This is a genomic window from Paraclostridium dentum (assembly GCF_012922555.1).
In the GTDB taxonomy this organism is placed as follows: Bacteria; Bacillota; Clostridia; order Peptostreptococcales; family Peptostreptococcaceae; genus Paraclostridium; species Paraclostridium dentum.
This window is the reverse complement of record NZ_WIPK01000012.1, coordinates 1-12,521: the sequence shown is the minus strand read 5'-3', so window position 1 is coordinate 12,521 and position 12,521 is coordinate 1. Positions and strand designations below refer to the sequence as shown.

Sequence of the window (12,521 nt, the reverse complement as noted above, 5' to 3'; positions counted from 1 at the left end):
ACTTATCATAATTTTCTTTAATTTAAACTTTATTATACCTATTATACTTGTATATTTCAAAAATAAAAGCGTAGAACAATCTACGCTTTTATTAAAAACTCATTTCTGGGTATAAAATTTTAATTATTTTTATGTTTTTTTGTATCTTAGGAACATAATATTCTTTAGCATATGCTCTTCTATCAATAGTATCATCTGCTTTATTTCTTACATTCCATTCTTGAACCATTTTACTTAAACCTTCATCCTTAAACTTTGATAAATAATATGCTCCTAATTTTAAACTTGTCTTATCATCTACTAAGTCACTAGACTTAAAATTATTCATATTTAATTCATGTGCTAATTTTATTGAAGATTCATCACTAAATCTTAGTATCCCATTATTATCATTTTTCTCATAATCTTTTTCATCAAATCTAGATTCAAAGTGTCCTATAGCAGCTAAAAAGTATGGATCAATATTGTACTCTTTAGATATAGATTTTATTTCTGATATATCTTTTACTGGATATATAGCCGTTCTAGCAACAACAATGCCTCCTACTACTAATACTAGTAGTGATATTATTATTATCGATAATGCTTTTTTCATAATATTCCTCCTAATTTTGTTTAGTTACTATGTTGAAATAGAACTTAGAAGTAATTAAATAATATATTATATAAATTATCGAATACGGAATTAATGTCCATAACATTACTATCGATAAATTTTGTCCAATCATATTGCAAACAACATAATTTGCCACAATACTGTGTAAACCTCCTAATACTAAAGGTAGGAAGAAGTTAAAACCAACTTGCTTATATACAGATGACTTAATATCATCTTCATCTACTCCAATTTTCTTTAGTACAGTATATCTAGGCGCTTCATCTTGAGCTTCTGATAGTAATTTGAAGAAAATTACACTACCTGTACAAACTAAGAATACTAAACCTACAAATACACCTATAAATACCATAACTCCTGAAGTTGTAAATTCATCTTTAAAAGTTTTGTAATAAGAAAATACATAACTTGAAGCTGGTCTTTTTTGATCTCCAGTATAGTATTTTTCTGTTAATTTCAATACTTCTTTATCAAATTCTTCTCCATCTTTTTGATTTGTTATATTATATGTGTAATAATTTTCTACTTTATTGTTTATTTTTAAATTTTCAAATTCGTTATCCGAAACAACAATCATATCTACTGGACTAAATGAATTATATAGTTTTTTATCTATATTTGATTTAAGATTTAGTTCAACATCTTTTCCATTATTGTTTATATTTATAGATGATTTAGCATCAAATCCTCTTTCTTTAGGGTAAACATGAACAAACTCATTGTCATTTATATTACCTATTTTTTCATCTCCATTTAAATTTAATATTTCATTTAAATTTGATAAGGATATTATTTGATATGAATCTTTAAATCCATGTGAATTACTTTTATATGAATCTAAATTTATATATCTAATTACAAATTTATCAACTAATTTATGATCTTTTGAATTTGATAAAGTCTTTTCAAATTCTTTTATATACTCTTTATTATCAAGTGATAAAGTGTAAGAGTATGGTGACTGTTGTTCAACAACTTGAGAACTCATAAAGTAAACTGATATAGATACCCCTATTGCAGTTAATGTAGTAGCACTTAATATTGCTATTATTGATAACATCTTTGCATTACTCTTTATTCTATATAGTAATTGAGATGTCGATATCATATTTAATCCCTTGTAGTAATTCGCTCCATTTTTTTGTTGTCTTTTAATTATAAAAAACATAAATGAGCTAAAGAATAAAAATGTACCAATAACTACCATAAATAATGTAGCAAATGCTCCAAGAATTAAATCCATTCCATTTGTTGTAGAAAGATATATTGCATATCCAACTACTATAAATATTATTGATAGTATAGCTAATAATTTTGATCCTTTTTTAGCTTTCTCAGAAGTGCTTGAAGCTTTAAATAATTCAATAAGCTTAAATTTATATATTATTCTATTACTTTGATAAGCTATAACTAAAAATATTAATATGAATAATATAAATGTCTCAAAAACTCCTTTTATTGAAACTGCAAAATTTATGCTTAAATTTAATCCTATAAGCTTTATAAGTATTCCTAGCATAAGTTTAGAAAATACGACTCCAGCTATTATACCTATTACAATGGCAACAACTCCTATTATTAATGTTTCAAAGAATAATAACAGCCCTATCTCTTTATTTTCAATTCCTAATAATGCATATAGCCCTATCTCTTTTTTCCTCTTTTTTATAAAGAAACTATTTGAGTACCATATAAATAGTACTGAAAATAATGCTATTACAATTGATGCGGCATTAAATGCTGCTGATGCTTTAGAACTTGCTGATAAAGCTGCATCTATACTTGGATTATATTGTAAATTTTTAAATGCATAATATATTCCAACTGTGAAAACTATAGAGAAAAAGTATAAAAAATATCCTTTAAGATTTTTTTGTACATTTTTCTTAGCTATATTAAATAAGATCATTATCTCCACCACCTATCAATGATAATACATCTAAAATTTCTTTAAAAAACTCTTTTCTCGTTCCTCTTCTATTTATTTCTTTAAATATTAATCCATCTTTAATAAATAAAACTCTTTTACAATAACTAGCTGCAAATGCATCATGTGTAACCATCATTATCGTTGCATCTTGCTCTTCATTTAACTTTGTCATAGCATTTAAAAGGTCTGTTGATGATTTAGAGTCAAGCGCTCCTGTTGGCTCATCAGCTAGTATCAACGATGGATTTGTAATTATAGCTCTTGCACAAGCTGTTCTTTGTTTTTGACCTCCTGATATTTCATAAGGATATTTATCAAGTAATGTTTCAATTCCTAGTGTTTTAGAAATTGAAAATACAGTTTTATTTATTGTCTTTTCATTTGCACGAGCAAGCGCTAAAGGTAGTGCAATATTATCTTTTACTGATAATGTATCTAGTAAGTTAAAATCTTGGAATATAAATCCTAAGCTTTCTCTCCTAAACTTTGATATTTGTTTATTGTTTAAGTTTGTTATGTTTTTCCCCTCTATTTTTACATCTCCGCTAGTTGCAGTATCTATAGTTGAAACTATATTTAAAAGTGTACTTTTTCCTGCTCCAGATGGTCCCATTACTCCTACAAACTCACCTTTGTTTATATCAAGATCTATTCCATTTAATACAGTCTGTGTATTTTTTTGTGTTCCGTATGATTTAATTAAGTTTCTAACTTCAAGTATTTTTGTCATGTTTGTTAACCTCCTTTGATTATTACAATACTAAGTATATAATCTTTTATCAGTTTCTAATATCGATTTAGCTATCATTAAAATTACATATTTGTAAGTTTATTAAAATAAAAAAGGTATTGATTTTCATCAATACCTTTTTGCTTATCTTTTTATTTTGTTTTTTACAGTCTCTAAAATTAAATTTACTTCATCTATCCTTAGTAATATTATACATATACCATATGTCAACGCTCCACATCCTATAGATATAGCTAATGATATAGTTTCATATAATTTTCCAACTGGTAGCATTCCGCCTAAAAACTTATATACAAACATTGTAACTACTGACATTAATCCAGCTGATACAATTGACTTTATTAAAACTATTAGAATTTCTTTACCACCAAATTGTCCAATTTTTTTTCTTAAACTTATAAACAACAATACTATAGTAACAATAGCAGATATACTAGTTGCAAATGCTAATCCGGCTATACCCATATTCGTAAATCTTACAAATAATAAATTTAATACTATATTTAATATAATTGTTATTATCGCATTTTTCATAGGTGTTTTTGTGTCTTGTAGTGAATAAAATACTTTTCCAAGTATATCCCTAAGTCCAAAACCTATCATCCCTATAGAATAAAACACAAGTGCTATAGCAGTCATTTGAGTAGCCCTTGTATCAAATTCTCCTCTTTCAAAAAGCATTTTTACTATTGGTTCAGCAAGTATCATAGCTCCTGCTGATATAGGTATAACTAAAAGAGTTACTGTATTTACAGATGTTTTTATAGACTTATAAAATTCTTCTTTATTATTTTCTGTAGTTAACTTAGATAACATAGGATAAATAACAGATGAAATTGACACTATAAACATACCCATTACGAATTGATTTAATTTGCTAGCATAGTTTAATGCAGATATACTTCCTTCAGCAAGCGTAGATGCTATAGTTCTATCAACTATTGTACTTACTTGATTTACTGCAACACCTATTAAAACTGGTATTACAAGCCAAAGTAATCTTCTTAAGTACTTATCATTAAGATCCACAAATAGCTTGTATTTGAATCCTTTTTTTCTCGCAAATGGATATTGGAATAAAAACTGTAATGATAATCCTAGTAAAGCTCCCCATGGAAGTAAGTGTATATTTATTGTTGCACTTAAAATAATCGAAGCTATTACTATAATATTATTTGGGACACTCATCAATCCTGGAATTACAAAATTATCTTTAACCTGTAAATATGCAGTCATAATATAACTCATCCCTAAAACTGATAATCCAAGCATCATAACCCTCGTAAAGTAAACTGCTTGATCAAATACCTCTCCTTTAAATCCAACTGCAAATAATTTTACAATTTGAGGTGTAAATATTAACCCTATCACAGAAAGTCCTAAACAAATTAGTATTACTGTATTTAATACGTTATTTGTAAATTTATTTGATTCTTCTTTACCACCATTTTTTCTTATATCATGATACAAAGGAATAAACGCTGTATCTAAAGAGGTTCCTATTGCTGCAAATATAACCGCAGGTATATTCATAGCTACTAAAAATGCATCGCTTGTCCCAGAAGCTCCGTATACTGAAGCTAGTGTAAGCTCTCTTGCAAACCCTAAAACTTTCGCTATTAGTGTAGCTATCATTAGTCCGACAGCTGCTTTTGCTACTTTTGACATACATACTTCTCCTTATATTTTTATTTAATCTTATTAATTTTACTCTTCATATTATTATAATTATCAAAAGTTAAAATAAAATTAACTAAAAATGAAAATTTGATTAAAAACAAAATAAAAAACAAAACATGTAACCTAATAAAATCAGGTTATACATTTTGTTTTTTACATTTTAATATTATTAAGACCTCATTACGTACCCTATAGATCTTACTGTTTTTATATATTCTTCCTTGTCTTCAGTGTCCAACTTATTTCTTAAATGCCTTACATAAACATCTACAACATTTGTTTCTGTTTCATAGTTGTATCCCCAAACACTTTCTAGTAAGATAAGCCTCGATATAACTTTCTCTTTATTTTCCATAAGATATAATAATAGTTCATACTCTTTATTAGTTAAGTTTAATTCCTTATCACCTTTTTTTACTAATCTAGACTCTATATTTATAGATAAATCTTTGAAGTTTAAAGTTTTAGAGTTTGCGTTATTTTCTCTTCTAAAAACAACTTGAATCCTTGCTAATAATTCCTCAATTGCAAATGGCTTTGATACATAATCATCTGCTCCCATCTGAAGTCCTGATACTTTATCCATAACACTATCTTTTGCACTCAACATAATTATAGGTGTATTTTTTTCTTTCTTTAATCTTCTGCATATCTCTATTCCATTAAGACTTGGAAGCATTAAATCTAGTAAAATCAAGTCATAATCTTTATTTATAGCTTCATCTAATCCTTGTTTCCCATCCTCTATAACTTGAGTTGTATATCCTTCAAATTCTAATTCCATTTTTACAAATGAAGATATATTTTTTTCATCCTCTATTATAAGTATCTTTTTCATATGAAATCCTTTCTGTAGATATCATTAACCTTAATAAATATTATATATTAATAAATTAAATTTTATTATATTGTTATTAAAAATATTTTTAATAAAACTTTATTGCTTTAATTTATTAACTACTCCCTAAATAAAAAATACCTATGTGAACATAGGTATTTTTTACTCAAATTATATTTAATACAGATATCCACTAGATAAAAAAAGGTGGTGCAATAAATGGAAAAAGCAATAATGATAATCCAGATATTGACCCAAATGGAATTCTTCTACGTCTAAATCGTCTAAACCTTCTAGGCATTTGTCTTGACTTACTTTCGTCTGATCTTTCTATTACATCTTCTCCAACTAACATAGTTACCCCACTGTCGTCTACATCTGTAATTATACCATCCATTTTACATCCATCTTTCATGGCTATAATAATATGAAAATTCATCAATTCTTCACACTTTTTCTGCATTTCTCTATCATTTCTAGATGTATTCATTGTATTTCATCTCCCTTCCTTTATCATAATATGAATTTTTATTCACCTTGTTACTTTATAAATCGTTTATTATAAAAAAACTCATATCTTGTTTGATATGAGCTTCTCTAGTTTATAGTTTTAAACTATTTGATAATATAATCCGTCATTTGTGCAGTAAAAATATAATCTCCCATGTCCTTGTTTACGGAATCTAAATTGCATATTCCATTCAGGGTATTGCTTTACGATAAGTGCTCTATCACCTCTTACATATGCTACAAATGAAATATAATGTTCCTTATTCATCTTATGTTCAGAAGTTACGAATAATTCATCTTCAACAGGTTCTATATTAAGTGAATGTTCATCATCTGCTTTTTTAACTTCTAATGGTTCTATTTTTTTTCCACAACATGATATACTCGCATCGCCTGTAGCAGTCATTAAATTATTACATTGTGGACATACATAAAATTTTAATTTGTTCATATTTCCTCCTACGAATTCGTTTAAATTTATTTCTCCTGATAAAATTCCATCAACACTTGTTCCTAATATTTGTGCTAACTCTGGTAATAATGAAATATCTGGGCAGCCTTGCCCTCGTTCCCATTTACTTATCGTTTTATCACTTATATTCATTTCATCAGCAACTTGTTTTTGCGTCATATTTTTTTCTTTTCTTAACTGATAAATTAAATTACCAATTTTTTTACAATCCATCGGCCCCACCTCTTAATAATAATTTAAACTACTTAAAGATTTTATTCAATAAACGAATCGTAGAGTAAAACAAAAGACATACCTGATAATTCAAGTATGCCTCAATTTATTTTAAATATTATAATTTAAATCCTTTTTTTATAGCATTAGTTGGACATGACTTAATACATTCTCCACACCTTATACAATCTATACTATTTGGCTTTTTATAAACTTCTATTTCCATATGACATTTTTTAGTACATGCATTACATCCTACGCACTTATTTTTATCAATACTGTATTTATAAAAGCTAAATTTATTAAAGATTGAATAAAATGCTCCTAATGGGCAAAGGTATCTACAAAACGGTCTATATACAAATATAGATAATATAATAATTGCTATAAGTATAAATAACTTCCAAGCATATAAAAATCCTATAGTGCTTCTTAAAGATTCATTTAATAGTACTAGTGGTATACCTCCCTCTAAAGTACCCGCCGGGCATATAAATTCACAGAAGTATGGTTTGGATAATCCAAATTCATTAGTTACTAACATAGGTAAAATTATTACAAATACCAATAATATTACATATTTAAGATATTTCAAAGCTCCATCCAGTGTTTTGTTCACTCTAACTTTTTTTACCTTAACTTTATATAATAAATCTTGGAAAAATCCAAATGGGCATAACCATCCACATATAAATCTTCCAAATACAACACCAAATAAAGTCATTAACCCAACTATATAATAGGAAAAATTGTACTTTATACTTCCTAAAACAGCTTGTAATGATCCTATAGGGCATGAACCTAATGCTCCAGGACATGAGTAGCAATTAAGTCCTGGAACACATAATTTCTTAGTATCTCCTTGATATATACCTTTTTCAATGAATCCTTTAAAATTAGCATTTGTGAGTAAAGTAGCTATTAATTGAGTTATATTCCTTTTATCCAATTCCAATACACTCCAAGCATATATTAACAGCTTTCTTTAATACTACTTTAACCTCACCCCTACTAGATCCTACTACAATAAAACAAATACTCATCGCTAACACTATATATCTTGTTAATTTCTCTTTCATATAATAATCCTACTTAATAGATTTTAAGACTTCATCTATTTTTGCATTATATTCAGCTTTACTTGCTGTTCCTACTAAAGCTGTGCTTACTATTTTACCGTCTTTATCTACAAATATTGTAGTTGGAGTTCCTTTAACATTTTTAAGTATCCACTCATGTAAATCTTTATCTGGTATTACATTATCAAATTTAACACCTTTCTTATCTAATATTGATTTTGCTAATGCCTCATTATCTTCATCTGGAGTGTCTGCTACAACTCCAATAACATTAACACCTTTAGATTTAACTTCTTCAGATAATTTTTGTAATTCTGGCATTTCATCTATACATGGCATGCATGATGTACCCCATATATTTATCATTGTAAGTTTATTCTCTTTAAATATAGAACTATCTATGTTTTTTCCTTGTATAGTTTTAGATTTAAAAGATATATTTCCATTTATACTCTCTTCACTTGCTTTTTCATCTTTAGTATTAGATTTTACTTTAGAAGGATCAACTGGTTTTATACTATTTTTAAATTCATTTATAGACTTTTCAATATTTTTAACCTCAGTCTTTGAAGCGTCTGATAAGTTACTATCATCTATTTTTTCGTTATATACAAAATAGTACACATAGTTATTTAACTCTCCAACTTTATCTTTTTTACTATAATTGGAATACTCATCACTTTTTAATACTTTCTCAGCATCATTTTTATTTAATCTTAATATAGAACCTATATTTTTCATTTTTTCCATATATAAATTCATTAATTTTTCTTCATCTGCTTTGTCTTTTTTCCCGTTGTTAGCTACTTTCTTTTCATCCATTTGCTTAGATAGTTCAGCAATTTCTTTTGCATCATCAGGGCATATGAAACTAAATGACATTTCATTTTCACCTGCTAATATTCCTTCAACACCAATTTTTTCCCAAGAAGTAGGTAACTTAAATTTAACTCCTAAATCTTGTATCACTGTTTCATCAGAACTTTCTTGATTGCTACTTTGTGTTTGTGCTGACTTATTTTTATCAGAAGTTTTGCTTCCTAGATTGCTGCATCCCCCTAACGCTAAAGCCGCTATTAAAAAACCTGTCATTAGAAATCTTCTTTTCATTTTATCTCTCCTCGTTTTTTATTATTTACAATATCTATCTTAAATGATTAACTTTAACTGTAATTAAACTTAAGCTTAAATAAACCTTAAAAAATAAAGCCTTAACATTTTTAGTAAAATTAATAGTATTTAAGCGTAAAAAAACATCGGATGCTATTTAGCATCCGATGTTTTTTTATATTAATCTTCTACAAGTTTGCTTAGTTTTTTATCAAAGCTCCATAGTACTATTCCACATACAATTACTACAGCTCCTACCATAGCATATGCAGGTGCAAATGAGAATTTTGATAAGAATTCATATAAATAACCATGTGCTTTAGCAGCTATAAATACTGCAAATGGCCATATACCCATCATTAATCCTAGCACTTTAGCAGGTGAGAATTTACTTATAAATGAGTTTCCAAGTGGAGAAAATACCATTTCACCAAGAGTCATTAATACTCCAAACATAACTATCCAAATTAAACTCGCTTGACCATCTCCTCTTAATACTTCTGCTAATGCCATTACAGCAAATGATAAGCCTAAAAATACCATACCTAATGCAGTTTTCTTAAACATACTTAAATCTCCTTTAGGAGATCTTGCACGCTTATTCCAAACCATAGCTAATATTGGTCCAAGAATTATACAAGAAAGAGCATTTAATGAGTCAAACCAAGCTGAAGGTACTCTAAAGTTTCCTATTATCCAATTAGCTTTATTAGCATCGGCAAAATCTGGTCCCCAATGATACAATATTGGTAGACTCGCTAAGTAATAAACTAACCAAAATGCTATAGAGAATACTGTAAGAAATACAATTGCACCTACTCTTAATTTATCTTTTTTAGTTAAAGGCTCTTCGTCAGATCTTTGTACCCCTGATCCAGAGTTATCGTTATCTTCATTTACTTTAAATGGTTTTTTACCAACCTCTCCAAATGAAGCTTTTCCTCCAACTACAAACCATATTGTATCTAAGAATAAAAGTAAGCCACATATTAAGAATGTTCCTCCAAATCCTACTGAAGAATAAGCTATAAAAGATACAAATGTAGTTCCTATAAATGAACCTATATTAACAAAAGAATATTGAACAGAAAATGCACCATCAAGGTCTTCTTTGTTTTCAAATAATCTACCATTTATACCTGATAGATTTCCTTTAAATAATCCTGTACCTATTGATACAAGTATTATCATTGCCCATACAAGTGAAATTGATGTTTGAGCAGATGCTTGCCATCCACACATATATCCAAGTCCCATAAGTACTGTTCCAATAGGGACGCATAATCTTGGACTTAACCATCTATCTGCTATAAATCCTCCAAGTATAGGAGTTACATAAGTAAATGCTACTAAGTTGGCAATCATTTTAGCTCCGTCCGATGCGCTTAATCCAAGTCCTCCCTTTGCAACTGCCGCAACTATGAATATTCCAATTAACCATTTAGAAGAATAAAATGCCATACGTTCTAATGTATAAGAGAATGAACAAACATAAAAACCAAAAGGATATTTCTTTTTATTTTTTACTGCGCTTTCCATATTCCCCTCCAAAATATTTAATATAATATTTTCTTGTATATGGGTAATTTCACTACATACCCCTACATAATGAAACTTTAACTATTACATATACAAATTACTAGTATCTATAAAAGATAACTAGCTACCCCTTTTAAATTTTGTTGGATATACCTCTCCAACTATTACCGTTATAATTTAATCATTTTTTAATACTCATCAGTGTCAATTAAGTATAAATATTCTGAATATAATAAATAAATGTAATGATTCCATTTTGACTTAAACACTGATTTTAAAACTACAAACTTAATAATATTTTTATTTTATAATACTCTTGGATTCTTGTTTGATACACTTAGATGTTATATGTTACTTTTTAAATGTTTGAAAACTAATTTTATTTAGTCTGTTAAGATTATGTCTGAATTGATAAACTCCATTAGAAATTTTTAGATGTCTATATAGCTGAATTTAAATAATATGTACGATTAACTTTTAGCTATATATTTTTAATTTAGTCATTTTATAAAATAGTATTTTACTATTCTAGTTGAAACTTTAGTACTTTTACCTGTTAAGTATTTATGCGTGTACTATATCGTTTTTGCCAAAATAAAAGTGATGATTATAATCACATCCAATTTTAACAATTTTCCAACAATTTACATTATACACTCCCTTAAACTGTTTACCCCCTTATGAGAAATTTATCAAAAAAACTTTTTACTGTCAATATAAATATTCTTTATATTAAAAACTAGTTTTCAAATATATCTTTTTAATATAAATGTTTTAACTATAAGGTCCAATTTATAATTAATCAATATCATCTTTATAGTTTATTTATTAAATTGGTACACTTATTTATTGCCTAATAAACTAACTTTACACGACTTCTAAATAAATAATTTCACATGAAACATCACTTCCTCATTTATTTAAAATTATTGTGAGAAAATTTAAATAAATTATTAATTATCTCACAATAAACTTATTCGAAAACTAACTGTTATATGTACACAATAAAAAAATTTAACATGCTTTTTATGTAACTTTTCTATAAGTTGAAATCACTTATGTAAAATACTCCTTTTTTTTACATTAAATCTCTAATTTGAGTGTCAAATTTTGCAAAATTCTATATACATATTATATGGGTAGATAAAAACTACCTACACTAAAAAACACATATAGGAGAGAAATGTATGCGTAGACCAAAAATTGAAAATAGATCTAATCCAAAACCATGTTGTAAAAATAATAAAGAAGAAATGTGCTCTTTGAGAGATTTAATTAAAATGCTTGAAGAAGCTCAATCAAAGAGAAAACATAGTCATTGTTGTAACCCAATGCACGATGATGATGATGATATAAATTCAAGAGAAGATATAGATATAAACACTGACGTGTGTGCAAATTCTAAAGCTTGTTCTGATGCTGACGCTACTGCTGATGCCGACGCTACTTCTGATTCTACTTCTGACTCAGACTCTACTTCAGATGCCGATGCTACTTCTGATTCTACTTCTGACTCAGATTCTACTGCTGATGCTACTGCTGATGCCGACGCTACTTCTGATTCTACTTCTGACTCAGACTCTACTGCTGATGCCGATGCCGACGCTACTTCTGATTCTACTTCTGACTCAGACTCTACTGCTGATGCTGATGCTGACGCTACTTCTGATTCTACTTCCGACTCAGACTCTACCGCTGATGCCGATGCTACTTCTGATTCTACTTCTGACTCAGACTCTACTGCTGATGCCGATGCCGACGCTACTTCTGATTCTACTTCTGA

Annotated in this window: 12 protein-coding genes; all 12 read right to left on the bottom strand. The window is 27.9% G+C overall.

What is annotated here, in order from left to right; translation table 11 throughout:
* Positions 1-91: 91 nt before the first annotated feature.
* Positions 92-595 (bottom strand): transglycosylase SLT domain-containing protein, encoded by a 504-nt coding sequence (locus GFJ41_RS14560; RefSeq protein ID WP_035118130.1) that lies wholly within the window; start codon positions 593-595, stop codon positions 92-94.
* A gap of 10 nt (positions 596-605) precedes the next feature.
* Positions 606-2,525 (bottom strand): ABC transporter permease, encoded by a 1,920-nt coding sequence (locus GFJ41_RS14555; protein WP_035118131.1) that lies wholly within the window; start codon positions 2,523-2,525, stop codon positions 606-608.
* A complete protein-coding gene (locus GFJ41_RS14550; protein WP_021430160.1) occupies positions 2,512-3,276 on the bottom strand; it encodes an ABC transporter ATP-binding protein in 765 nt (254 codons plus the stop codon). The genes GFJ41_RS14555 and GFJ41_RS14550 overlap by 14 nt, the downstream gene beginning before the upstream one ends.
* A 144-nt stretch (positions 3,277-3,420) precedes the next feature.
* Positions 3,421-4,965, bottom strand: a complete 1,545-nt coding sequence (gene murJ, locus GFJ41_RS14545) for a murein biosynthesis integral membrane protein MurJ (RefSeq protein WP_035118135.1) — start codon at positions 4,963-4,965, stop codon at positions 3,421-3,423.
* A 181-nt stretch (positions 4,966-5,146) separates the two neighbouring features.
* Positions 5,147-5,815 carry a response regulator transcription factor gene (locus tag GFJ41_RS14540; protein WP_035118137.1) on the bottom strand — a complete coding sequence of 223 codons (669 nt, stop codon included), beginning with the start codon at positions 5,813-5,815 and terminating at the stop codon, positions 5,147-5,149.
* A gap of 193 nt (positions 5,816-6,008) precedes the next feature.
* Positions 6,009-6,305, bottom strand: coding sequence for a hypothetical protein (locus GFJ41_RS14535; protein ID WP_035118139.1), 297 nt, complete (start codon positions 6,303-6,305; stop codon positions 6,009-6,011).
* A gap of 120 nt (positions 6,306-6,425) precedes the next feature.
* The gene (locus tag GFJ41_RS14530) at positions 6,426-7,010 is read right to left on the bottom strand and encodes a helix-turn-helix domain-containing protein (protein ID WP_035118142.1); all 585 of its coding nucleotides are present in this window, start codon (positions 7,008-7,010) and stop codon (positions 6,426-6,428) included.
* 118 nt (positions 7,011-7,128) lie between these two features.
* Positions 7,129-7,959: a 4Fe-4S binding protein gene (locus GFJ41_RS14525; protein WP_052169298.1), complete on the bottom strand. Its 831-nt coding sequence runs from the start codon at positions 7,957-7,959 to the stop codon at positions 7,129-7,131.
* Positions 7,952-8,089, bottom strand: coding sequence for a CD1871A family CXXC motif-containing protein (locus tag GFJ41_RS14520; protein ID WP_021430316.1), 138 nt, complete (start codon positions 8,087-8,089; stop codon positions 7,952-7,954). Before GFJ41_RS14520 ends, GFJ41_RS14525 begins: the two co-directional genes overlap by 8 nt.
* A gap of 9 nt (positions 8,090-8,098) precedes the next feature.
* The gene (locus GFJ41_RS14515) at positions 8,099-9,199 is read right to left on the bottom strand and encodes a TlpA family protein disulfide reductase (protein WP_035118146.1); all 1,101 of its coding nucleotides are present in this window, start codon (positions 9,197-9,199) and stop codon (positions 8,099-8,101) included.
* 180 nt (positions 9,200-9,379) lie between these two features.
* Positions 9,380-10,738 (bottom strand): peptide MFS transporter, encoded by a 1,359-nt coding sequence (locus GFJ41_RS14510; protein ID WP_035118149.1) that lies wholly within the window; start codon positions 10,736-10,738, stop codon positions 9,380-9,382.
* Between the two features lie 1,315 nt (positions 10,739-12,053).
* On the bottom strand, positions 12,054-12,521 hold a 468-nt coding region (locus GFJ41_RS14505), incomplete at its 5' end, for a hypothetical protein (RefSeq protein WP_206001569.1).

Excerpts from the sequence above, each read along its gene's own strand:
- GFJ41_RS14560 (WP_035118130.1), bottom strand. The coding sequence starts at position 595 with ATGAAAAAAGCATTATCGATAATAATAATATCACTACTAGTATTAGTA.
- GFJ41_RS14555 (WP_035118131.1), bottom strand. The coding sequence starts at position 2,525 with ATGATCTTATTTAATATAGCTAAGAAAAATGTACAAAAAAATCTTAAA.
- GFJ41_RS14550 (WP_021430160.1), bottom strand. The coding sequence starts at position 3,276 with ATGACAAAAATACTTGAAGTTAGAAACTTAATTAAATCATACGGAACA.
- murJ (WP_035118135.1), bottom strand. The coding sequence starts at position 4,965 with ATGTCAAAAGTAGCAAAAGCAGCTGTCGGACTAATGATAGCTACACTA.
- GFJ41_RS14540 (WP_035118137.1), bottom strand. The coding sequence starts at position 5,815 with ATGAAAAAGATACTTATAATAGAGGATGAAAAAAATATATCTTCATTT.
- GFJ41_RS14535 (WP_035118139.1), bottom strand. The coding sequence starts at position 6,305 with ATGAATACATCTAGAAATGATAGAGAAATGCAGAAAAAGTGTGAAGAA.
- GFJ41_RS14530 (WP_035118142.1), bottom strand. The coding sequence starts at position 7,010 with ATGGATTGTAAAAAAATTGGTAATTTAATTTATCAGTTAAGAAAAGAA.
- GFJ41_RS14520 (WP_021430316.1), bottom strand. The coding sequence starts at position 8,089 with ATGAAAGAGAAATTAACAAGATATATAGTGTTAGCGATGAGTATTTGT.
- GFJ41_RS14515 (WP_035118146.1), bottom strand. The coding sequence starts at position 9,199 with ATGAAAAGAAGATTTCTAATGACAGGTTTTTTAATAGCGGCTTTAGCG.
- GFJ41_RS14510 (WP_035118149.1), bottom strand. The coding sequence starts at position 10,738 with ATGGAAAGCGCAGTAAAAAATAAAAAGAAATATCCTTTTGGTTTTTAT.